Raw genomic sequence first — 21,842 nt, forward strand, 5'->3', positions numbered from 1 at the left:
CGGTAAAGCCGCGTTACAAAATCCGGAACGTTCTACAAATCGGGGCTTTGATTTATCAATGTCCCCGTTGATGTTGGCAAAATCATTCACTTGAAGGATCATCGCCGTCTGGAAAGGATCAATGATCCTCTTCATCGTGATGGTGGTCGCCGATTTCGATATTTGCATCGTCGAGAGTAAGCTCGTGACGCTCGCATGTCTGGTACATCCAATTGGTAAATTTTACTTTCAAACCATTCAGAGAATAAAGATCCGTGTAATAGATACGGTTGGTGGCCATACACCAGGGAACGTCTTTTTCTTCAATGCCCGATTGTTTGTGGAGAAGTTCCGTAACGTATTGAATTCCTTCCTCGCAATCAGGCGTTCTGCAATAATTTTTGTCCTGTGCAAACGCATATAGCTCGGAACGTCCGAGTTGATTGACGAGGTAGTTGAATGACAAGGGAATGGCGACAATGACGAGTACAATAAAGCCAATGATCCATTTTTTTTTCTTCATGATGGCATACTTCAGAAGGAGTACTCTTGAACGATAAAGATTGGTCGTTTTCTATCATAAACGGGTTTTGCAGGTTCATATAGAGCATAATTGCATCACTGCTTTAAAAAATGCTGCATGAATCGGGTTGGCTTTGTTTTGAAACGCTATATAGGGTTGATCTATTTTCAGTGTTCCGCTTAATGATTTTATTAACTGTTGACGGGGAAGGCCGGTTTCGCAACCGGTTATTTATGTTAAACGGGTTTGCAAGTTTCTGGCGAAAGTTTTTATTATCGGTTGTTTCGCCCGCTATGTTAAACATATAATTGATTTCAACAATATTTGTTTTGCAACTATCCGCTATTGCACCATCGGTTTGCAAAACTATTGTGGAAAATAAAGAGGGATAGATGAGGGTTCGTGAGGTTTTTGATCGTACCCTGTTTAGTTGACTTATGCATGAATATTATTCAATCGGTGAACTGACAAGGGAATTCGGTGTAACGACGCGAACATTGCGCTATTATGAAGATCAGGGGCTTATTGTTCCGATGCGCAGGGGGCGTACACGGCTTTACACCGAGCTTGATCGCCATCGTCTTCAACAAATATTCAGAGCCAAGCGCCTCAATTTTTCGCTTGCCGAAATCGCCTCGCTCTTGACAGTTACAACAGCTCCGCTTGATGAGGCAATAAAGGTCGAGAATGTCTTGCACGATATCAAGGAAAAACGCGAAGATCTCAAACAGATGCGTCGGGACATTGATGAATCATTACACGAGCTTGAACGTATTGAGGAAATATGTTTTGAGCGTTTGGCCGAACGCGATGTCAATCGTTAGAAGTCCGGCAACCGGTTGTCTTTCGCATGGTTTTAGCGTGCCATCTAATCAAGTTTATTTACAATTCCTGCCCAACATTCATTAACCGGTTCTTGTAGCCTTTCATCTGTTTCTGTTATTTCTCCTTTAGACAATGGCGAAATCAGTTTTCGTGCTTCGATTTTGTCAAACACACAAGTGCAAAAATCGGAACATAAGTGGCCGTTTGGTTGACTTTGACGGCATTCGCTGACGCAAGCTTTCTCCATTGGTGCCCTCAAGGCTTCGGGAGAAGGGGGAAAAACAGAAGAGATACAATAGAGGATAGCTAACAGAACAGGTTGGTGAACCAGATAAAATATGAGGCTGTGGCGCCCGATGAGCTGCAAGAATTTGTTGAGCCATTGTGGGCGGATGCCGTTTTGTAAATATGTCAATAGATGAAAATTGTCGCAGATGCGGGCTGTTGTAAGCCCTAAAAGAGCTGCGCCAAACCACGGAAAAACCGGAACATAATCAAATGAGGGACGGGGATAGCTCGAAAATCCGGTCCATAACAGATAAGGTGCGTTGAAAACATCGGATTTCAGTATGAACGGCAATAGAACGAAAATAAAAATAGCCAAAAAATTCAACACAAGCGGCGTATGCAAAAATAACAAGCCGATGACCGTCGCCACTGCTATTTCATGTAATATTCCGAAATAGATGAAGCCTTGCGGCATGATAAAATAGGTAACGATAGAAACAACAAAAGCAGCCAGTACGATGATCGACAAGCGTCGGAAATAGGTTGAAACGTGGAGTTGTTTTCCCTGTGCAAGATAGAGACTGAAACCGGAAATAAACAGGAAGCAAAACGCGACAATACGCGCCAGAACGCGCAAACTGCCTTCCGCCGGAACTTGTGGGGCAATATAGGAAAAATAGCTCAAATCCCAACTGAAATGGTAAACCACCATGCCAATGAGTGCGAGCCCACGAATAAGATCAACCTTTTGTAATCGTATTTTAATGGTTTCAGGCTGGTTCATATCTGTATCCTTTGCTATCTATCTATCACAAAGTTTTTGCTTTGCTTGGGTAAATTAGCCTGTGTGTTCATTTTTCCTGTGGGTGGAACATAAAAAATGACCAGAATTGAAAAATTTTGCGACGTCGTAAAAAGCCGAAAATCAATTCGCGCTTATCTGGAAAAGGATGTCGACCGGAAGCTGGTGGAAGACATATTACAACTGGCTTCGCGCGCGCCTTCGGGAGCGAATATACAGGCCTGGCAAGTGGTTGTCGTTCATAATGGAGCATTGAAAAAACTTGGCCGGAAACTTTTCGACATGTCGGTTTCCGGCATAAAAGAAGAATGTGAATATCAATTCTATCCCCGCTCCTGGCGTGAGCCTTATCTCGCGCGACGGCGTAAAGTCGGCTGGGATCTTTATCGGGCGCTTGGAATTGCACGTTCGGAAAGAAGCAAAATCGAACGCCAGCAGGCGAAAAATTTCATGTTTTTTGGAGCGCCTGTCGGTCTTATTTTTACAATGGATCGGGATATGGAACTTGGCAGTTGGCTGGATTTGGGAGGTTTTATCCAGACAATTGCATTGGTGGCGCGCAGTTTCGGCCTTGATAGCTGTATTCAGGCGGCCTTTTCCGAATATCATAACACAATATCGCAAGAACTGGATATTCCTCCCGAACGACAGGTCATTTGCGGGCTTGCTCTCGGCTATCGGGATGAAAACGCGCCTGAAAATAATTTCCCGACCGAACGTGTGCCACTCGAAGAGTTTGTACGTTTTGTCGAGTGATGCCGGATTGTGTGTAAAACGGGATATATTGTGTGTAAAGCGGGATATATTGTGTGTAAAACGGGATATTTTGAGTTCCTGATGTTGGAACTTGGCTAAAAAATTTTGTTGAAAATTATTTTTTTTAATTTTTTTTAATGTTGTCTATTTGTCGTTTCACCATTATAGCTTGAGACAATTCAGTTACAGGTTGATTGTTTTGTTATTTTATAGGTGCTTTATGGATGAAATCATTGAAAAATCTTGTTGGAGCATCGCTATAAAAGCAACGATAGTGCTTGTTGCTGTTATTTCCCTTATTTACCTTACAGTGGGTTTTTAAGCTTTATGTTGGGGAATTCCTGATTGTTGGACATTGACGTGTTCGATTAATTCCATGTTTCTTTCGGTCTTTGAACTCTTTAAAATCGGAATTGGTCCGTCGAGCTCGCACACAATGGGTCCGATGACTGCGGCCAATATGTTTCTTGAAGAGATATTGTCGGGTAATTGGCCAAAGCCGAGCCACTCGTCAATTGTGCATTTGCGAGCATTTCTACATGGGTCGCTGGCTTTTACCGGCGTAGGCCATGCGACTGACAGAGCGGTCATTCTCGGCTTGTCGGGAGAGGCGCCGGCAACTGTCGATCCCGACGCGATGGATAGTATCGTTCGTCGTGTATACGAAAGCGGAGAGGTTCATCCGCATGGACATCCTGCATATCGTTTTTCTCCTGAAACGGATCTGATATTCGATTACAAGACACCGTTGCCAGCGCATACCAATGGTCTGGTTTTTGAAGGCCTCGACGAGATGCAAAATGTGCTGTTGCGCCGCGTTTATTATTCTATCGGCGGCGGTTTCGTGGTGACAGAAGACGAAATAAACCGGATCGAGCACAACAGCAGTAACGATAGCTCTTCAGTGCCTTTTCCTTTCGCCACTGCGAAAGACATGCTTGATATGGCAACCCGATCAGGTTTGACAATCGCCGAAATGAAACGCGCCAATGAAGAAACACGTATGACGCGCAGCGATCTGGATGAGGGGCTCGACAAAATATTCTTCGCAATGAAAAGCTGTGTTGAACGCGGACTTGGTCATGAGGGAGAATTGCCCGGAGGACTCCACATTAAACGCCGGGCAAAAAAGCTTTACGAGAAACTGATCGGTGACAGCAAAAAGAATCAGTTGAGCCCGTTGTCGGCAAATGATTGGCTGTCGACATATGCTATTGCTGTTAACGAAGAGAATGCAGCAGGAGGGCGCGTTGTTACAGCGCCGACCAATGGCGCGGCGGGCGTTATTCCGGCAGTGATCAGCTATTATTTGCGCTTTTGTGCCGATGCCAATAAGAGCGGGGTTCGGGATTTTCTGCTCACCGCCGCAGCAATCGGCGGAATTATCAAATCCAACGCGTCGATTTCGGGTGCTGAGGTCGGTTGTCAGGGGGAGGTGGGTTCTGCTTCTTCTATGGCAGCCGCAGGCTTGACAGCCGTTTTGGGAGGTTCGCCCAAGCAGATCGAAAACGCGGCCGAGATTGCGCTTGAACATCATCTCGGAATGACGTGTGATCCGGTTGCCGGTCTCGTTCAGGTTCCGTGCATCGAAAGAAATGCGATGGGAGCCGTCAAAGCCGTAACGGCTGCTTCATTGGCACTTCACGGTGATGGTCACCACTTTGTGTCACTTGATGCTTGCATAAAGACAATGAGGGAAACCGGACACGATATGAGCGATAGATATAAGGAAACCAGCAAAGGTGGCCTTGCAGTTAATGTGACGGATTGCTAAATCTTCAATTATGACGCTTCACATGGTAAAATTATGCGTTGGTTGTTCCTCGATTGAAGACCTCGCAGCCTGGGTTGATTTTCGGCTTGCCGAATTACGTTTGGCGGGAGAAAAGCCGGAACAGTATCATATTACCCGCATGGTTCCCAAAAAAATTGATGAACTCCTCGACGGGGGGTCGCTTTATTGGGTTATGAAAGGTAATATCCAGTGTCGACAAAAATTTCTGGACATCCGCCCGTTTACGGACGAGGAGGGAATTCATCGTTGTAAGCTTGTCCTTGATGACAAGATTATTCCGACCGAATGGCAGCCAAGACGTGCCTTTCAGGGGTGGCGTTATCTCAAGATAGATGAAGCACCCAAGGATGATTTGAACGGAAGCAAAAACCGCTTACCTCCTGCGTTGAGGCAGGAACTTGCTGATCTGGGGCTGTTATAATCTTTCGATGGAATGCGCAATCACACACCCGGTTTTTAACTGTTGGTTGAACCGAGGCGAAGTTTTACGCCGAACGAACCCCGCGGGCTTGCAACACGCAAATGGACGCGAACCGGCGGCAAAGCCATGCGGCGGTTGCGTTGCGTTTGGCAAATCAACAGGCCGAGCAGGGACCGTGTGCTCAAGCCATTGGGCGTGGCTTTCAAACCGTGCAATTTCAAGGCTGCTTGCTGAAGCGACCGCAAAGTGAGTAACGGGTTCTCGAAATTGTGAGAACGGGCTTTTAACACCATATCAGTTGCATTTTCCATGGCTCAATTACCTTTTACGCAAAACTCGAAAATTGTTCTTGATTATTGTGTTATCGCATAGCAGTTAAAATTTGCTTTCTTTAAAACCGAACATGCGTCCCAGGCCGCTTTTTTTGAATTAAATCCGACGAAGCGTGCGCGATAATAGCGTTGGCCGTCTTTATCAAACACTTGGGTATAGGGTTTTGCGTTTGAAAGAGCGGAACGGGCGGCGTCGGAAGCGTTGGAAAGCATGTCTGTTGCCTGTTGTTGATTGGGCAGGGAGCCAATCTGGATGGCCCAGCCATTCTGACCGGCATTCGCGGGAGCTGATGCGGTGATAACAGGATCAATAGCACCGGATCGGGCAGTTCCGGCTTGTGGTTTTGAAAGGACCGCTTCGGTTGCTTCTTTTACCGCAGGTGCATTGGATTGGGATGTGCTCGCAAGTGCTGTCAAAACATCTGAAGCATTATCCGGTTTTTTGGCGGTTGGTGCGTCGGCGACTGCTGTACTTGTGTCGGCTGTGGCATTTGTGACATCCGCTTTTGCAATAACCGCGATTTTATCGGCTTTGACATTCGGCATATTTGCTTTTGTTACCGGAATGGGAGCGTTATTGACTTCCGGTAAATCGTATTGGGTGGCAGCCATGAGCGGAGCGCGTGTTTTACCACGACTGGCTTCCGGCAGATAACGGCGTAAGAGTTCCGCCATATGCACATCACGTAATGCCGAGGAACGCCCGCCCATCACGACCGCAACAATGGAACGACCGTCGAGGCGCATGGACGTTGCCAGATTTGAACCCGACATGCGGGTATAACCGGTTTTAATACCATCAACGCCTTTCATATCGCGGACAAGGCGGTTATGACCGTTGATTGTTTGGCCGCGGAATTGAAAACTCGTCGTCTTGAACCAGTCATATTGCTTCGGGAAATGTTCACGCAAAGCAAGTGAAAGAATGGCGAGGTCACGGGCAGTCGAATAGTTTTGTTCGTCCGGTAAACCGGATGCATTGGCAAAATTGGTATTCATCATACCGAGCCTTCTTGCCTTTGCTGTCATAATCTGGGCAAAACGGGGTTCCGAACCGCCAAGATATTCACCGATAGCGGTTGCGACATCATTTGCCGATTTGGTTATCAAAGCTTTTGCGGCAAGTTCGGCAGGAATTGTCTGGCCGGCGCGAAAGCCGATTTTTGTGGGCGGACGCGAAGCAGCATAGGCCGAAACCGGAATCGGTGTGTTTGGCGTAACCCTTCCGGATTGCATAGCCTCGAAAAGCAGATAAAGCGTCATCATTTTTGTAAGAGAGGCCGGATAACGACGTGCATTTCCGTTTGCCTCGAACAAGGTTCTTCCGGTATTGGCATCAATCACTATTGCTGCATATTTATCGGCATAAGCGCTCTGGGGAGCGGCTTTTGCACAAGTGATAGAAACAGAAAATACGAGTGTTGCAATGGCGGCTGTTCTGAAAAAATTAGCTACTTTTTGGTAGGCTTTTTGCACTTTGAATTACCCTTGATTTCGCCAAACAGAATGAGCGTCAGAGTAGGCTCTGCCGCTTCGGTTGCAGGAAGACTAATCCGACAGCGTTACCAATTTATTTATAAGGGCAAAATTTTTCTTGAATCTAAATAGTCGAAGCGGAACCTAAATGGTGGAAAATGATATAAAACTGTTATCAAACCCGCTATCCGAGGCCTTATAATCTGATAAAAATACATTACATAAATTGCATTCGATAGAGAAAGAAACGCAACAGTGATACAAAGCAAGTTTGAAAGATTAAGCGGCCATAATGATGAAAGAGCTGGCGATAATCCGGAAAATTTTGAAACCGGTATCGCTACCAAAACGCTTCCCAAGGTTAAAAAGCCGGACTTTTATCGCGTCCTTCTTTTGAATGATGATTATACGCCGATGGATTTTGTTATATTTGTTTTACAGAAGTTTTTCCGTAAAAATCGTGAAGACGCAACGCGTATTATGTTGAATGTTCATCACACCGGCGTTGGCGAATGCGGTGTTTATTCTTATGAAGTGGCAGAAACAAAGGTTGCACAGGTTATGGATTGTGCCCGCGAAAACCAGCATCCTTTACAATGCGTAATGGAAAGAAAGTGATCCCCCATGCCATCTTTCACAACCAGCCTTGAAAAGACACTCCATAGAGCACTCATGATAGCGAGCGACGCGCATCAGGAATATGCGACGCTCGAACATCTTTTGCTGGCATTGCTTGATGATGTCGATGCCAAAGCAGTTATTCAGGCTTGCAATGTCGATATTGAACAATTGCGCTCGCGATTGACACAATATGTCGAGTCGGAACTTGATGCACAAATCGGAGACGACGAGGATACCAAGCCGACCAATTCGTTCCAACGTGTTATTCAACGTGCCGTAATTCATGTTCAATCGGCAGGGCGTGATATTGTTACCGGAGCAAATGTGCTTGTAGCGATTTTTGCCGAAAGGGAAAGTTTTGCTGCCTATTTTATGCAAGAACTCGGAATGACCCGTTATGACGCCGTGAACTTTATTTCTCATGGTATAGCGTCTGAAAATGGCGCCGCGAGTTTTCCGCTCGGTGGTGCCGATGACGAACTGCCCGGTAGTGAACAAGCATCCGCAAAAGAAACAGATGCGCTATCGGCATATTGTATCAATCTCAATGAACGTGCCCGTCAGGGAAGAATTGATACGCTCATCGGTCGCAATAAAGAAATTGCGCGGACAATCCAGATTTTGTGTCGTCGTTCAAAAAACAATCCGCTTCTCGTCGGTGATCCCGGCGTTGGCAAGACGGCAATTGCCGAAGGCTTGGCAAAACGCATTGTTGATGGTGAAGTGCCTGAAGTTTTGAACGATGCAACGATTTTTTCCCTTGATATGGGAATGCTGGTCGCCGGTACCCGTTATCGCGGTGATTTTGAAGAACGTCTCAAACAGGTCGTTAAGGAGCTTGAAAACTATAAGGGTGCTATTCTTTTTATCGACGAAATCCACACCCTTATCGGAGCAGGGGCAACGTCGGGCGGTAGTATGGACGCTGCCAATTTGTTAAAACCGGCACTTTCTTCGGGGCTTATCCGTTGCATCGGTTCGACCACTTATAAGGAATATCGCCAAATATTTGAGAAAGATCGTGCATTGGCGCGCCGCTTCCAAAAGATAGATGTTAACGAGCCTTCGATTGATGATGCGATCGAAATATTGAAGGGTTTGAAGCCATATTTCGAGAACTTCCATAAGATCAAATACACCGATGAAGCGATGAAAGCATCTGTCGAACTTTCTTCGCGTTATATGTCTGACAGAAGATTGCCCGATAAGGCTATTGATGTGGTCGACGAAACCGGTGCTGCGCAAATGCTTCTGCCTAAAGATAAGCGGAAAAAAACCATTGGTGTGAAGGAAATAGAGGAAACAGTCGCAACAATGGCGCGCATTCCTCAAAAGACTGTATCGCGTGATGACCGCAAGACGCTGGCAAATCTCGAAAAAGAGCTGAAAAGTGTCGTTTACGGGCAGGATAAGGCAATTTCAGCTCTTGCAGCCTCGATCAAGCTCGCCCGTGCCGGTCTTAGAGAGCCTGACAAGCCGATTGGCAGCTATCTGTTTTCCGGTCCTACAGGGGTTGGAAAAACCGAGGTTGCAAAACAGCTTGCGGCTTCACTCGGAATCGAATTGTTACGCTTTGACATGTCGGAATATATGGAACGGCACACTGTTTCACGGTTGATTGGCGCGCCGCCCGGATATGTCGGTTTCGATCAGGGCGGGTTGTTGACCGATGCCGTCGACCAAAATCCTCATGCTGTGCTTTTGCTTGACGAGATAGAGAAAGCCCATCCCGATCTTTATAATATTCTGTTACAGGTCATGGATCATGGCAGGCTCACCGACCATAATGGCAAAGAGATTGATTTTCGCAACATCATTCTCATCATGACAACCAATGCCGGTGCTGCGAATATGGCAAAATCCGCAATCGGCTTCGGTAAAACGGAACGCGAGGGCGATGATGTCGAAGCAATCAACCAGCTTTTTCCGCCTGAATTTCGTAATCGTCTTGATGCTATTATTCCATTTGCACCGTTGTCGGAACCGATTATCCATCAGGTTGTGCAGAAGTTTATTTTGCAACTCGAAGCACAGCTTGCCGACCGCGATATTACGTTTGAACTAAGCGCGGCTGCCACAAAATGGTTGGCCAATAAGGGTTATGACTCACATATGGGAGCACGCCCGTTATCGCGTGTCATTCAGGAATATATCAAGAAACCTCTTGCTGAAGAAATACTATTCGGCAAGCTGCGTCACGGTGGAACAGTCAAAGTAATGACTGATGAAACCGATAAGAACAAGCTTGCCTTGAAGATAATCAGCAACGAAACACAGGCAAATAAAAAACAGACCCGATCAATAAAAACAGATAAGCGACGGGTTAAAAAAACGACGCCAGCCGATTAAGAAAAACCTGACCGACTGTTTGAATGATCGGTCAGGTTTTTTAGAATAATTTCAACTATTCGCCAGATAAAAGGGAGCCCGAAAAAACAGCTTTTTATAAGGCTGCACGGATTTTTGCTGCCGATTGTTCCAGCGTTTTGGTGTCAACCGGTTCACCACTATGGGGTTTTAGCGGCACATTTTCAAAACGTGGAATGACATGGAAGTGAAGATGGAAAACCGTTTGGCCGCTCGCCGGTTCATTGAACTGCATAACTGTAACGCCATCCGCATTGAAGGCCTTTTTTACGGCCTTGGCAATTTTTTGCACGACCTTGATGACTTTGGAGAGCGTTTCGGGATCGGCATCCAAGAGATTGCGTGAACCTTTGCGCGGGACGATAAGAGTATGTCCCTTTCCCTGCGGCATCACATCCATGAAGGCGACAACATCATTATCTTCATAGACCCGTATCGAAGGAATATCCCCACGAATCAATTTTGCGAAAATATTATTTTCGTCATAGACCTGTTGCATTTTTTCCTCGTTCGATAGATTAACAGTTGTATTTAACCAATTGAAAAAACGATTTAATTAATTCCAGTTGGCTTAAACCCTTCAAAGATCATCTGATCGGCATTAATGCGTGCTCTTTCCCATTCTTCCGCGTTATGGATTGTCCATGCAAGAACCGGCATTGCCAGTTTTTCGCGGGCAAACCTTACAAACGGATTTGCCAATTGGCGAAAATTATAAGCAACGAACTCCATATCATGAGCCAGCATTGCAAAATGTTCTTCTATCTCTGAACGCCGATTTCCTTCGGCTTTTATCCCGTGTGGTATCGCATGATCGGCAAAACGCACACGACGTAAAATGTGTACATCTTGCGACATGATTGCCGAGCTGTTGGGATAAGAAATCAGCAATTCAGTCACTCGCGATATCAGTCCTGCATCTTCACCGTCGTTCCCTTCAAGATTTACCAGAATCGGCACTTTTCCACCAATGTTGTGAAGAAGGGTCTCGAACGGGAGAATGCGCGGCTTGCCGTCATCCGAGCGAATTTTTTCGATTTCGGATGACCGTAAGTCGATAATACGCAAGTTTTTTCCGGTTACCTGTTCCAGCGAAGCGCCATGAAAAACCATAGGCACTCCGTCGTGAGACAATTGAACGTCGCAACAAATCGTATAATTCTCAAGGGCTGCCAGCTCGAATGCAGGGAGTGTATTTTCCAGAACCGTTTTGTCACAACCATGAAGACCACAATTGGCAATGGGCCGTTTTGTTAACCAGTCAAGCCGCATCGCTCAAATTTCCAGAATAGCTTCCACTTCTACAGGTACGTCCATGGGCAGTGTCGCAACTCCGACGGCTGAACGTGCGTGTTTTCCTTTGTCTCCCAAAACATTGACAAACAAATCCGATGCACCGTTAGCCACTTGCGGAATATCGGTAAAATTGGGATCGGCGGCGACAAAGGCAGTGACTTTAACAACCTGTTTTATTTTACCCAAATCACCAAGAGCAGCTTGTGCTTGCGCCAGAATATTGATTGCACAGGCTTCTGCCGATTTTTTTGCCTGTTCGGCATTCACTGTTCTGCCGACTTTTCCGATAGCGACAGGTTTGCCATCGCGCAGCGGAAGCTGGCCTGAGATATAGAGTTGATTACCAGAACGTCTGGCGGTCACATAGTTTGCTACAGGTTGTACAGCAGCGGGGATTTTGATGCCTAGTTTTTCTAAACGGCTTTCAATCGTGTCGGACATTTTCTACCTCTTTATCCCGTCATTTCATATTCGCTTGATTTATATTCGCTCAATAACGCATTTCTTTTTATATGGAAATGCGAAGTTTAAAAAAAGAAATTTACTCGCTTTGTATCTAGCATATATGATAACGCCAAGCTCAGTTAAAAACAGGAATATGTGGATGCCAAGGATTCTCGTTACCATTGCTTTTTTTATTCTGGGTCTTGGCGTAGCGCAGGCCGAAGAAAAAATTGTCATGGTTCCCCATACGGCAATCTATGATCTACAGCTCGAAACTGCATCGGATAAATCCGGTATTTCGGGTCTCGTCGGCCGTATGGCCTATGAATTCAACGGTTCATCATGCGAAGGTTATACAACCCGTTTTCGATTTGTCACACGGATTGATATGACTGATTCACCGGCACGGCTTACCGACCAGCAAATGACAAGCTTCGAGACGGCAAATGGCAAAGAGTTTCGTTTTGTCAGCAAAACCATCATAGATCAGGAAGTGACCAGCGAAACAGATGGCGTTGCCAAAATTGCCAAAGGCGAAATGGTTGTCAATCTGAAGAAGCCCAAAGAAAAAGAAGTCAAACTGAAATCGGCTGCATTTCCTACAATTCAAACGATAGAAGTTATCCGTCAGGCAAAAGCAGGTCGCCACTTCTACCGGACCACGCTTTTTGACGGCTCGGACGACGCCGACCGTTTGACGGATGCGACAGTGGTGATAGGTGATAGGGTGGAAGCCAAAGCTGACAATGAAACCAAAGTCATGGGAAAGCTCGGTAACGAACCCTATTGGCCGGTAACGATTTCCTATTTCAATGATGACGAAAATCAGGATGGCTTACCTGTTTATCGCACGAGTTTTCTGTTGTATGAAAACGGCGTGACCCGCGACCTTGTGATGGATTACGGGAATTTTTCAGTACGCGGAAAATTGCAGACATTCAAATTGTTCGACGTACAACCAGCAAAAGAAACCTGTAAAGAATAGCCTGTTGGTCAAAACCTGCTTGTTGAATTTCCGATTTTTCGTTAGAATATTATGAGTGATGTCAAAAACACTTGAAAGTTTTTTCAACTTCACTTAATTAACCCGACATTCCACACACGGAAATAGGGGAGTTGCGGGAGAAATCCGCAATTTTCCGCCGGTGGCAGTTTTTCTGCCTCTTTCCGTGGAGGTTCAACCGGAAAGGATAAAAAAATGGCATTGCCAGATTTCACTATGCGCCAGCTTCTGGAAGCCGGCGTTCACTTTGGTCACCAGACACATCGCTGGAACCCGAAAATGGCTCCCTATATTTACGGGCAGCGCAATAATATTCACATTATCGATCTCGCACAGACTGTTCCATTGCTTCATAATGCATTGAAGGTGGTTTCGGATACTGTTGCCCGTGGCGGCCGTGTGCTTTTTGTAGGCACAAAACGTCAGGCTTCCGACATTATTGCAGAAGCTGCAAACCGTTCGGCCCAATATTATGTCAATGCTCGCTGGCTTGGCGGTATGTTGACAAACTGGAAAACAATTTCCAATTCCATTCAACGTCTGCGCAAGCTTGATGGAATTCTTGCCAATGAGGCACAAGGTTTTACCAAAAAAGAACGTTTGAATCTTGAACATGACCGCGAGAAACTCAATCGTGCGCTCGGCGGTATCAAGGATATGGGATCGGTTCCCGATCTTCTGTTCATTATTGACACAAACAAAGAAAAAATTGCAATTGACGAAGCCAAGCGTCTTGGCATTCCGGTGGTCGCTGTGATTGATACAAACTGCGATCCGGATAATATCAATTACCCGATTCCCGGTAACGACGATGCATCTCGTGCCATTGCGCTTTATTGCGATCTCGTAGCCAAAGCAGCATTGGACGGTATTGCCCGTCAGCAGGGCGCTATGGGTGTTGATCTTGGTGCACAGGCCGAAGCACCGGCCGAACCTGCATTGGAAAATGAAGCAACTCCTGCCGCAGAATAATGAATAGATTGGCACCTCCTTTTGAACGAGAGGGTGCCAAAATCAAGGATATAGGATCGCGGGCGTGCCGAGGGATAATCCTTGCACGCTTTCGCCGTTATTAAGATTAAGAGGTAAATATGAGCATTACCGCAGCACAGGTGAAAGAACTTCGCGAATTGTCAGGCGCCGGTATGATGGACTGCAAGGCAGCGCTTGCAGAAACAAATGGCGATATGGAAGCAGCCGTTGACTGGTTGCGCAAAAAAGGCATTGCCAAGGCCGATAAGAAGGCAGGGCGTACGGCTGCCGAAGGTCTTGTCGGCGTTGCTTCGGACGGCAAAAAGGCTGTTCTTGTTGAAGTAAATTCCGAAACCGATTTTGTCGCCCGTAACGATGCGTTTCAGGATATTGTTCGCAATATTGCCAAGGCCGCTTTGGGTACTGACGGTACATTGGAAAAAATTTCGGTTTCGGTTTATCCGGGATCAGACAAAACTGTCGCCGAAACTCTCAAAGATGCAATCGGTAAAATCGGCGAAAACATGACATTCCGTCGTTCTGCCGAACTTTCGGTCGATAATGGTGTCATTGCTACATATATTCACAACGGCATCGGCGACGGATTGGGAAAAATCGGTGTTCTTGTTGCTATCGAAACCAATGGTGACAAAGAAGCAGCCGAACATTTCGGTCGTCAGGTTGCTATGCATGTTGCCGCTACCAACCCGTTGGCTCTCACCGCCGAAGAGGTTGATCCGGCTGCTGTCGAACGTGAAAAGGCAATTTATTCCGAACAGGCCAACCAGTCGGGTAAACCTGCCAATATCGTCGAGAAGATGGTAGAAGGCCGTATGCGCAAGTTTTTCGAGGAAGTTGTGCTTCTCTCGCAGGCTTTTGTCATCAATCCCGACCAGACTGTAAGTCAGGCTCTAAAGGAAGCCGAAAAAGAAATCGGTGCTCCGGCAAAAATCACAGGCTTTGTCCGCTTCGCTCTGGGCGAGGGGATTGAAAAGGCCGAAAGTGATTTTGCAGCGGAAGTTGCAGCGGCAGTAAAAGGCTAATTTCTGACAAAATTCGGTTTATTTGCTTGAAAGCGATGCTTTTAGCATTGTGAGAAGCAAAAAAAACGTTGTAGAGAGGGCATCGCGTGACAATGCGATGCCCTTCGTGTATCGAAGGCACAGTCAAATTTTGCATTCGGAGACTACAGATGACAAATAAGCCCCTCTATAAACGGATTTTATTGAAAGCTTCTGGCGAGGCTTTGATGGGGGGGCAAAGTTTCGGTATCGACGTTTCGGTGGTGGATCGTATCGCTAAAGATATTGCCGATGCTCATGAAATGGGCGTCGAAGTCGGAGTTGTTATCGGTGGCGGAAATATTTTTCGGGGCGTTGCGGTCGCGTCGAGAGGTGGCGATCGGGTTACCGGCGATCATATGGGGATGCTGGCAACGGCAATCAATTCGCTTGCGCTGCGCACATCGCTGACCAAATTGGGCGTGGATGTGGTTGTTCTATCTGCCATTGCTATGCCGCAAATTTGTGAAAGTTTCTCGCAACGAAAGGCTGTCGGCTATATCAGTCAGGGTAAAGTCGTCATCTTCGCAGGTGGTACAGGAAATCCCTTTTTTACTACCGATTCGGCTGCCGCCCTCAGGGCTGCGGAAATTGGTGCGAATGTGTTATTGAAAGCTACACAGGTTGACGGAATTTATTCTGCCGATCCGAAAAAGGATCCGAATGCAACCCGTTATGACCGCTTGACACATGAAGAAGTTATCCGAAAAGGACTTGCAGTTATGGATACAACTGCAATTACTTTGGCTCGTGAAAATCATATTCCCATCATTGTCTATTCCATCGGCGAAAAGGGTGGATTGGCAAATGTGCTGAATGGTACCGGACGATACACAGTTGTATCCGAATAATATCAAACGAATTGAAGGAGAATTAGCATGAGTGACGCTACAAATATCGACGATCTCAAGCGCCGTATGGATGGCGCCATTTCATCATTCAAGCATGAGCTTACGGGTTTGCGGACAGGGCGGGCGTCTGTAAGTCTGCTTGAGCCGATTACAGTCGAGGCCTATGGCTCGACTGTTCCCCTTAATCAGGTTGCCAATATTGCTGTACCGGAGCCGCGTATGTTGTCGGTTTCGGTCTGGGATAAGTCAATGGTAAACGCTGTCGATAAAGCGATCAGAGAATCTTCTTTGGGTCTTAACCCGATTACAGACGGTACAACATTGCGTATACCTTTGCCGGAACTTAACGAAGAACGTCGCAAGGAGCTTGTTAAAATCGCTCACCAATATGCCGAGCAGGCTCGTGTAGCAGTTCGCCATGTCCGTCGTGACGGAATGGAAGGTTTGAAAAAAGCTGAAAAAGACAGCGAAATCAGTCAGGATGAAAGCCGGATTGCTTCCGACAAAATTCAAAAATTGACCGATACGACAATCAGTGAAATTGACAAGATTCTTGCAGCCAAACAAGCGGAAATCATGCAAGTTTGAAGATTATCACTGCAACAGGTTGAAACAATGCTTTATCCACGACACATCGCGATCATAATGGATGGAAATGGCCGTTGGGCGCGGACACGTGGATTGCCCCGTATTGCCGGTCATAAGGTCGGTATGGAAGCACTTCACCGGATTGTCCGCCATGCCAGTCGTAACGGTCTCAAGTGGTTGACCGTATTTGCGTTTTCATCGGAAAATTGGTCTCGTCCGGATGAAGAAGTCAATCACCTGATGGGCTATTGAAGCTGTTCATAAAACGTGACTTGAAAGAGCTTCGCGAAAACAATGTCCGTATACGTGTCATCGGTGAGCGTGAAGGGGTTCCTGGCGAAATTGCGAAATTGCTTCAGGAAGCGGAAACGACAACAAAAGAGAATGATGGCCTTAATCTTGTTGTTGCGTTCAATTATGGCGGTCGCGCTGAAATCGTCCGCTCGGCCAAGAAAATGATAAAAGCAGTGGCCGAGGGGCATATCAATGTAGATGACATTGACGAGAAGGTTTTTTCAAGCTGTCTCGACACATATGATATGCCGGATCCCGACCTCATTATCCGCACCAGCGGCGAACAGCGTTTATCAAACTTTTTGCTTTGGCAATCTGCTTATAGCGAGCTTTATTTCGCTTCCTGCTATTGGCCGGAGTTCAACGAGGAACAGCTCGATATTGCTGTATCGGATTATTGGTTGCGTGAACGCCGTTTCGGACGGGTTTATGAAAAAGACAAAGAAAAAGAAGAATTGCCATGACATTGCTCTGGATGATGAAAAATGCGGGGTGCAGGGCTTTGGTTCCTCATGAATTCTTTTATGGAGCGGAATAACAATGTCTAATCTTCTCATGAGAATTCTGACGGCTGTTATTTTTGCAGTTGTGGCGCTTTTTCTGACATGGGAAGGTGGAGCGGCTTTCGCCTTGTTTGCCTGGTGTGTTGGCGGTTTCGTGCTCTTCGAGTGGCGTGGAATCACAAAGAGCCGTTGGCAAAAAGTCGATGATATTCTTGCAAGCGTGTTTTATGTCGTTTTTGGTGTTCTGCTTGTTCTTGATTATTCGGCTCCGCTTATATTCGTTACAATTGCTGTGGGGGCGATTATCCTTGCACTAAGGTCGCTTGGCAATGCAGGCTGGGTAGCAGGCGGATATCTTTACGCCACTTTGCCGGTGGCGTCACTCACTTATCTAAGAGGCGAAGAACCGTTCGGGTTCGGCGCAATTATTTTTCTTTTTGCGATTGTTTGGGGAACCGATATTGCCGCCTATTTTAATGGCCGCTCGCTGGGAGGGCCGAAACTTGCGCCGAAGTTTTCTCCCAATAAGACATGGAGTGGTGCGATCGGAGGTGCTCTTGCCGGTACAGCAGGCGGCTGTCTTGTTGCGTTTCTTGCAGCGGATACAACACCAGCCAATCTGTTTATTCCTGTTCTTGCTTTTGCTCTTTCGGTTGTGTCCCAAATTGGAGACATCTCGGAATCATGGGTGAAACGAAAATTCAATGTCAAAGATTCAGGGCATTTTCTACCAGGGCATGGCGGGTTTATGGATCGCGTTGACGGATTGGTATTTGCCGCCATTCTGCTCTATCTTGTCGGTGCAATTTTTGCAGATATGACTGTCCCTTCCAATATGTTTAACCTGATCTGAATGACGGAGCCTTTCTTGGAAACGATGAGTTTTATTACCGGTGTCGGAGCGCCGGTATTACGTGTTGTCGGAGTGATATGTGTCATCATGGTCATTATTTTTGTCCATGAAATGGGGCATTATCTCGTCGGGCGCTGGTGTGGTATCGGTGCGAGCACTTTTTCACTGGGGTTCGGACCGGAAATTTGTGCTTTAACGGATAAACGCGGAACACGTTGGCGTATCGCACTCATACCGCTTGGCGGCTATGTGAAATTTATCGGTGATGAAGATGCCGCCGGAATGACATCGAAATCGGACGCGGCAGCACTTCCCGGCTCCTTTGCATCGGCCGGTGCATGGGCGAGGGCTGCAACCGTATTTGCGGGGCCCTTTACCAACGCAATTTTCACTGTGGTCGTTTTGTCGTTTTTCTTTTTTTCTTACGGAAGAATAACGGTAGAACCGGTTATCGGCTCATTGGTTGAAGGTGCACCGGCAATGTCGGCCGGATTGAAAACGGGCGACCGTTTCATAACCATGGACGGGCAAAAGGTCGAAAGTTTCGATGATCTCATCTCCTATGTCTCTCTTCATGGAGATGATCCGGTCAATTTCGGTATGGAGCGCGCCGGTTCACCCTTTTCAGTCACGATAACGCCAAAACCTACCGAGCGGGATGACGGCTTCGGCAATAAAGTGCGTGTCGGCATGATCGGGGCCGGTGCGCCGGTTGATCCGCATAATCCGCAAAGATTAGATCCCGCTTATGAACGACATATTGATTACGGTTTGTTTGGTGCAATTGGCGAGGCTACGGACAAGTCGGCATTTATTGTTGTGCAAACTGTGCGTTTTCTCGGCCGCTTGATTGCCGGAAGAGAGGATCGTTGCCAATTGAGCGGACCGTCAAAAACCGCGACAATCGCCTGGCAGGTAAGCGAAACGGGATTTATGTCGCTGCTCAATTTTACGGCATTTCTTTCGATAGGAATCGGCCTCATTAATCTTTTTCCACTGCCTCCGCTTGATGGCGGGCATCTGGTGTTTTACGTCATTGAAGGCATTATCGGGCGTCCGGTTCCAAAACGTATTCAGGAATCGATATTCACAATCGGCTTTATTGCGGTAATGGCTTTTATGTTATTTGCAATATCCAATGATTATTTATGCTGGTTCGGTTGATTAAGCTGTGTTAACAGTTTATCAAGTTCTACGGTAATTCTGATTGAAAATGGTGTAAACTGTTTACCATATTTATGAAATGCCGTGGCATACATGCCACGGTTTATAAAGAAGTAGGCAGAATTTAACGGAAGGCCTTGCTTGTATAAAAAAACCCGTTATTAGGGGTATATAAGCATTTTTGGACGCAATGTGTCCGGAAACAAATAAACAAGGGTAAAGAAGCCAATGACGGCGAATTCGAAATTTCTTAGCGCAGCATCTGCACTGGCACTTACGGTAGCAATGGCCGTTCCGGCAACTGTAGCTGTCTCGGTCTTGGGGATGGGGGTTGCACAGGCGGCTGTCGTTCGCTCCATCGAGGTTCATGGCAATCAGCGTGTTGACGCACAGACGATTCGTGATAACACGGGTATCAAAGTCGGGAAGAATTTTTCCAATACCGATATTGATGAAGGTTTGAAACGGCTCTTTGCAATGGGTCTGTTCTCCGACGTCAAGATGAATCAAGTCGGGAGCACGCTCGTCGTAACCGTTAAGGAATACGAAGTCGTCAATCAGGTGCTTTTCCAGGGCAATAAAAAGGTCAAGGATCCGGATTTGCAGCGTGTTATCTCGCTAAAACCACGCGAAGCTTTTGATCCGGCCAAGCTTGCATCGGACGAGCAGGCTATCCGTGATGCATATCGTTATGTAGGTCGTAATGACGCCGCCGTTTCTGCCCAGACTGTTGATTTGGGGCAAGGGCGTGTCAATGTTGTCTTCAAAATCACAGAAGGCAAGAAGACCAAGATTGATGATATTACATTTGAAGGCAACAAGGCTTTTGGTAACCGCCGTCTACGTGATGTTATCGCTACCAAGCGCTCGAACTTCCTTTCATGGCTGACACGTGGCGACGTTTACAGTGATGATCGTCTTCAGGCCGATCAGGAAGCTCTTCGCCGTTTTTATTTCAATCACGGCTATGCCGATTTCCAGATTGTTTCGGCTGATGCGACCTTTGATGAAGCAAGCAATTCTTATAAAATCAAGTTTGTTGTTGATGAAGGCGCCCGCTACAAATTAGGCGATGTTCAGGTTGATAGCACGATCGAGGGTGTTGATACCCAATCGATGCAAAAAGTGCTCAAGACCCATGAGGGTGACGTTTATTCGGCCAAGCGCATTGAAGATTCGGTTTTGGCAATCAACGACAAGGTCGCTGATTCCGGTTACGCTTTTGCCAAAGTCGAACCACGCGGTGACCGTGATTTCAACAATCATACAATTTCCATTGTTTATAATATCGATCAGGGGCCGCGCGCTTACGTCGAACGTATTGAAATCCGTGGAAACGACAAAACCCGCGACTATGTTATCCGTCGCGAACTCGATTTGAACGAAGGTGACGCTTATAACCAGACAATGGTTCAGCGCGCCAAGCGTCGTCTTGAGGGGCTTGGTTTCTTCCAGACGGTCAATGTTTCGACTGCTCCGGGTTCCGAACCCGATCAAGTTATCCTTGTCGTTGATGTAACTGAAAAATCAACCGGTGAATTTTCTATCGGTGGTGGTTATACAACCGGCGGTGATTCGCCGGGGGCTTCGGTTGAAGCTTCTATCACGGAGCGTAACTTCCTGGGGCGTGGCCAATATGTTCGTATTGGCGCCGGTGCCGGTGAAGATGACGCACGTAATTACAATTTGTCGTTCACCGAGCCTTATTTCCTTGGCTATCGTTTGTCGGCAGGATTTGATATTTTCCGCCGTACATATCGTATGAATGACGATTATGATGTTAAACAAACTGGTGGTTCAATTCGTTTCGGTGTTCCGATTACCGAGCAGTTGACCGGTAGTATCGCCTATAATTACGTTCAGGAAGAATATAATCTCGACCATAAGGGGCACTATAGGAAACTTGCAGCGCAAAACGGTACAACTAAAGAACAAGAGGAAATGAAAGATTATTCCGGCGCTATTATCGAGGCTTCCGAGAATAGTCCGTGGACCCGTTCTTCAGTTAGTTATGGTTTGACCTATAACACGATTGACGACATGAAAAATCCACATGATGGTCTCTTCATTCGCGGTATTCAGGAATATGCCGGTATCGGTGGCGACGCCAACTTCCTGAAGACAACCGGTAAGGCTATGATGTACAAGACGATTTCTGAAACATATGATCTCGTCGGTCTGTTGTCTGTCGGTGGCGGTTATATTCACGAAATCGGTGACGATGGTGTTCGTATCTTCGATATGTTCAAGAGCAATTCGGACATGATTCGCGGTTTCAAATATAACGGTATCGGTGCACGCCAACGGTCTTCGGATGGGGATAAATACTTCCTCGGTGGTACGACCTATATGAATGCTACAGCGGAAATCCAGTTCCCGATGCCGGTTGTGCCGGATAGTCTGGGTATGCGTGGCGCGTTCTTTGCCGATACCGCGACATTATATGGCAATAATTATGAGCCGAGTATTCCCAATGAAAATCCGGTTACGGGTGATGATAGCGCATGGCGTGCATCGGCCGGTGTCAGCTTGATGTGGGCTTCTCCATTTGGCCCGTTGCGTTTTGACTATGCTTGGCCTGTTGCTAAAGAGAGTGGTGATCGGACACAGAACTTCAACTTTGGTGTCTCAACCAAGTTCTAATTTTTCCTTTCTCCCGACCGGACAGGGTCGGGAGAGAAAGTGTTC

General features: G+C 46.7%; 21 protein-coding genes and 1 pseudogene. 15 read left to right on the forward strand and 7 right to left on the reverse strand.

Annotation, left to right across the window (positions count from 1 at the left end; all coding sequences use genetic code 11):
• Positions 1 to 118: 118 nt before the first annotated feature.
• A complete protein-coding gene (locus BBC0122_RS05015) occupies positions 119 to 502 on the reverse strand; it encodes a hypothetical protein (protein ID WP_077991871.1) in 384 nt (127 codons plus the stop codon).
• A 437-nt stretch (positions 503 to 939) separates the two neighbouring features.
• On the opposite strand from BBC0122_RS05015, the gene BBC0122_RS05020 reads away from it, so the two are divergent.
• Positions 940 to 1,326, forward strand: a complete 387-nt coding sequence (locus BBC0122_RS05020; RefSeq protein WP_077991873.1) for a MerR family transcriptional regulator — start codon at positions 940 to 942, stop codon at positions 1,324 to 1,326.
• 44 nt (positions 1,327 to 1,370) lie between these two features.
• On the opposite strand, the gene BBC0122_RS05025 is transcribed toward BBC0122_RS05020, so the two are convergent.
• Positions 1,371 to 2,339: an acetyltransferase domain-containing protein gene (locus BBC0122_RS05025; RefSeq protein ID WP_077991875.1), complete on the reverse strand. Its 969-nt coding sequence runs from the start codon at positions 2,337 to 2,339 to the stop codon at positions 1,371 to 1,373.
• Between the two features lie 96 nt (positions 2,340 to 2,435).
• Here BBC0122_RS05025 and BBC0122_RS05030 point away from each other — a divergent pair, with 96 nt between their 5' ends.
• The 3 genes from BBC0122_RS05030 (at position 2,436) to BBC0122_RS05040 (ending at position 5,329) form a co-directional block, all read left to right on the forward strand.
• Positions 2,436 to 3,113 (forward strand): nitroreductase, encoded by a 678-nt coding sequence (locus BBC0122_RS05030; RefSeq protein WP_077991876.1) that lies wholly within the window; start codon positions 2,436 to 2,438, stop codon positions 3,111 to 3,113.
• Between the two features lie 376 nt (positions 3,114 to 3,489).
• Positions 3,490 to 4,887: an L-serine ammonia-lyase gene (locus BBC0122_RS05035; protein WP_077991878.1), complete on the forward strand. Its 1,398-nt coding sequence runs from the start codon at positions 3,490 to 3,492 to the stop codon at positions 4,885 to 4,887.
• A gap of 10 nt (positions 4,888 to 4,897) precedes the next feature.
• Positions 4,898 to 5,329: a DUF1489 family protein gene (locus BBC0122_RS05040; RefSeq protein WP_077991880.1), complete on the forward strand. Its 432-nt coding sequence runs from the start codon at positions 4,898 to 4,900 to the stop codon at positions 5,327 to 5,329.
• A 35-nt stretch (positions 5,330 to 5,364) separates the two neighbouring features.
• Here BBC0122_RS05040 and BBC0122_RS05045 read toward each other — a convergent pair whose 3' ends face one another.
• Positions 5,365 to 5,640, reverse strand: a complete 276-nt coding sequence (locus BBC0122_RS05045) for a hypothetical protein (protein ID WP_077991882.1) — start codon at positions 5,638 to 5,640, stop codon at positions 5,365 to 5,367.
• Between the two features lie 42 nt (positions 5,641 to 5,682).
• Positions 5,683 to 7,137, reverse strand: a complete 1,455-nt coding sequence (locus tag BBC0122_RS05050; protein ID WP_077991883.1) for a D-alanyl-D-alanine carboxypeptidase — start codon at positions 7,135 to 7,137, stop codon at positions 5,683 to 5,685.
• A gap of 255 nt (positions 7,138 to 7,392) precedes the next feature.
• Here BBC0122_RS05050 and clpS point away from each other — a divergent pair, with 255 nt between their 5' ends.
• Complete coding sequence (gene clpS / locus BBC0122_RS05055; protein WP_369805229.1) at positions 7,393 to 7,755, forward strand: ATP-dependent Clp protease adapter ClpS; 363 nt, start codon at positions 7,393 to 7,395, stop codon at positions 7,753 to 7,755.
• 6 nt (positions 7,756 to 7,761) lie between these two features.
• Entirely contained in the window at positions 7,762 to 10,107 is a 2,346-nt protein-coding gene (gene clpA, locus BBC0122_RS05060) for an ATP-dependent Clp protease ATP-binding subunit ClpA (RefSeq protein WP_077991885.1), read from the forward strand.
• 94 nt (positions 10,108 to 10,201) lie between these two features.
• Here the strand turns inward: clpA and BBC0122_RS05065 are convergent, their stop codons facing one another.
• From BBC0122_RS05065 to BBC0122_RS05075, 3 genes are read right to left on the reverse strand one after another with little or no spacing between them, the layout of a single operon-like run.
• Positions 10,202 to 10,624, reverse strand: coding sequence for an HIT family protein (locus BBC0122_RS05065; protein WP_077991886.1), 423 nt, complete (start codon positions 10,622 to 10,624; stop codon positions 10,202 to 10,204).
• Between the two features lie 53 nt (positions 10,625 to 10,677).
• The gene (locus BBC0122_RS05070) at positions 10,678 to 11,397 is read right to left on the reverse strand and encodes a glycerophosphodiester phosphodiesterase family protein (protein WP_077991887.1); all 720 of its coding nucleotides are present in this window, start codon (positions 11,395 to 11,397) and stop codon (positions 10,678 to 10,680) included.
• Between the two features lie 3 nt (positions 11,398 to 11,400).
• Positions 11,401 to 11,862, reverse strand: coding sequence for a RidA family protein (locus tag BBC0122_RS05075; RefSeq protein ID WP_077991888.1), 462 nt, complete (start codon positions 11,860 to 11,862; stop codon positions 11,401 to 11,403).
• A gap of 163 nt (positions 11,863 to 12,025) precedes the next feature.
• On the opposite strand from BBC0122_RS05075, the gene BBC0122_RS05080 reads away from it, so the two are divergent.
• The 9 genes and pseudogenes from BBC0122_RS05080 (at position 12,026) to bamA (ending at position 21,797) form a co-directional block, all read left to right on the forward strand.
• On the forward strand, positions 12,026 to 12,850 hold the full coding sequence (locus tag BBC0122_RS05080) for a cell envelope integrity EipB family protein (RefSeq protein WP_077991889.1): 825 nt from the start codon (positions 12,026 to 12,028) through the stop codon (positions 12,848 to 12,850).
• A 213-nt stretch (positions 12,851 to 13,063) separates the two neighbouring features.
• Positions 13,064 to 13,840 (forward strand): 30S ribosomal protein S2, encoded by a 777-nt coding sequence (rpsB, locus tag BBC0122_RS05085; RefSeq protein ID WP_077991892.1) that lies wholly within the window; start codon positions 13,064 to 13,066, stop codon positions 13,838 to 13,840.
• Between the two features lie 119 nt (positions 13,841 to 13,959).
• Complete coding sequence (gene tsf, locus BBC0122_RS05090) at positions 13,960 to 14,883, forward strand: translation elongation factor Ts (RefSeq protein WP_077991893.1); 924 nt, start codon at positions 13,960 to 13,962, stop codon at positions 14,881 to 14,883.
• A gap of 149 nt (positions 14,884 to 15,032) precedes the next feature.
• Positions 15,033 to 15,752 (forward strand): UMP kinase, encoded by a 720-nt coding sequence (gene pyrH / locus BBC0122_RS05095; protein ID WP_077991894.1) that lies wholly within the window; start codon positions 15,033 to 15,035, stop codon positions 15,750 to 15,752.
• A 27-nt stretch (positions 15,753 to 15,779) separates the two neighbouring features.
• Positions 15,780 to 16,340 (forward strand): ribosome recycling factor, encoded by a 561-nt coding sequence (gene frr, locus BBC0122_RS05100; RefSeq protein ID WP_077991895.1) that lies wholly within the window; start codon positions 15,780 to 15,782, stop codon positions 16,338 to 16,340.
• Between the two features lie 27 nt (positions 16,341 to 16,367).
• Positions 16,368 to 17,098, forward strand: a pseudogene (locus tag BBC0122_RS05105) (isoprenyl transferase).
• A gap of 76 nt (positions 17,099 to 17,174) precedes the next feature.
• Entirely contained in the window at positions 17,175 to 17,990 is an 816-nt protein-coding gene (locus BBC0122_RS05110) for a phosphatidate cytidylyltransferase (protein WP_077991896.1), read from the forward strand.
• Between the two features lie 15 nt (positions 17,991 to 18,005).
• Positions 18,006 to 19,154, forward strand: a complete 1,149-nt coding sequence (rseP, locus tag BBC0122_RS05115; RefSeq protein WP_077991897.1) for an RIP metalloprotease RseP — start codon at positions 18,006 to 18,008, stop codon at positions 19,152 to 19,154.
• A gap of 228 nt (positions 19,155 to 19,382) precedes the next feature.
• Positions 19,383 to 21,797 carry an outer membrane protein assembly factor BamA gene (bamA, locus tag BBC0122_RS05120; RefSeq protein WP_077991898.1) on the forward strand — a complete coding sequence of 805 codons (2,415 nt, stop codon included), beginning with the start codon at positions 19,383 to 19,385 and terminating at the stop codon, positions 21,795 to 21,797.
• Positions 21,798 to 21,842 lie beyond the last annotated feature (45 nt).

Origin of the sequence: Ditibartonella choladocola (assembly GCF_002007565.1) — a bacterium.
GTDB lineage: Bacteria > Pseudomonadota > Alphaproteobacteria > Rhizobiales > Rhizobiaceae > Bartonella > Bartonella choladocola.

What these genes read in the sequence shown, in the direction of transcription:
- BBC0122_RS05025 (WP_077991875.1), bottom strand. Translation starts at nt 2,339, where the DNA reads ATGAACCAGCCTGAAACCATTAAAATACGATTACAAAAGGTTGATCTT.
- BBC0122_RS05020 (WP_077991873.1), top strand. Translation starts at nt 940, where the DNA reads ATGCATGAATATTATTCAATCGGTGAACTGACAAGGGAATTCGGTGTA.
- bamA (WP_077991898.1), top strand. Translation starts at nt 19,383, where the DNA reads ATGACGGCGAATTCGAAATTTCTTAGCGCAGCATCTGCACTGGCACTT.
- BBC0122_RS05065 (WP_077991886.1), bottom strand. Translation starts at nt 10,624, where the DNA reads ATGCAACAGGTCTATGACGAAAATAATATTTTCGCAAAATTGATTCGT.
- tsf (WP_077991893.1), top strand. Translation starts at nt 13,960, where the DNA reads ATGAGCATTACCGCAGCACAGGTGAAAGAACTTCGCGAATTGTCAGGC.
- BBC0122_RS05075 (WP_077991888.1), bottom strand. Translation starts at nt 11,862, where the DNA reads ATGTCCGACACGATTGAAAGCCGTTTAGAAAAACTAGGCATCAAAATC.
- pyrH (WP_077991894.1), top strand. Translation starts at nt 15,033, where the DNA reads ATGACAAATAAGCCCCTCTATAAACGGATTTTATTGAAAGCTTCTGGC.
- BBC0122_RS05040 (WP_077991880.1), top strand. Translation starts at nt 4,898, where the DNA reads ATGACGCTTCACATGGTAAAATTATGCGTTGGTTGTTCCTCGATTGAA.
- BBC0122_RS05070 (WP_077991887.1), bottom strand. Translation starts at nt 11,397, where the DNA reads ATGCGGCTTGACTGGTTAACAAAACGGCCCATTGCCAATTGTGGTCTT.
- BBC0122_RS05110 (WP_077991896.1), top strand. Translation starts at nt 17,175, where the DNA reads ATGTCTAATCTTCTCATGAGAATTCTGACGGCTGTTATTTTTGCAGTT.
- BBC0122_RS05030 (WP_077991876.1), top strand. Translation starts at nt 2,436, where the DNA reads ATGACCAGAATTGAAAAATTTTGCGACGTCGTAAAAAGCCGAAAATCA.
- rpsB (WP_077991892.1), top strand. Translation starts at nt 13,064, where the DNA reads ATGGCATTGCCAGATTTCACTATGCGCCAGCTTCTGGAAGCCGGCGTT.
- frr (WP_077991895.1), top strand. Translation starts at nt 15,780, where the DNA reads ATGAGTGACGCTACAAATATCGACGATCTCAAGCGCCGTATGGATGGC.
- BBC0122_RS05045 (WP_077991882.1), bottom strand. Translation starts at nt 5,640, where the DNA reads ATGGAAAATGCAACTGATATGGTGTTAAAAGCCCGTTCTCACAATTTC.
- BBC0122_RS05080 (WP_077991889.1), top strand. Translation starts at nt 12,026, where the DNA reads ATGCCAAGGATTCTCGTTACCATTGCTTTTTTTATTCTGGGTCTTGGC.
- clpA (WP_077991885.1), top strand. Translation starts at nt 7,762, where the DNA reads ATGCCATCTTTCACAACCAGCCTTGAAAAGACACTCCATAGAGCACTC.
- BBC0122_RS05015 (WP_077991871.1), bottom strand. Translation starts at nt 502, where the DNA reads ATGAAGAAAAAAAAATGGATCATTGGCTTTATTGTACTCGTCATTGTC.
- BBC0122_RS05035 (WP_077991878.1), top strand. Translation starts at nt 3,490, where the DNA reads ATGTTTCTTTCGGTCTTTGAACTCTTTAAAATCGGAATTGGTCCGTCG.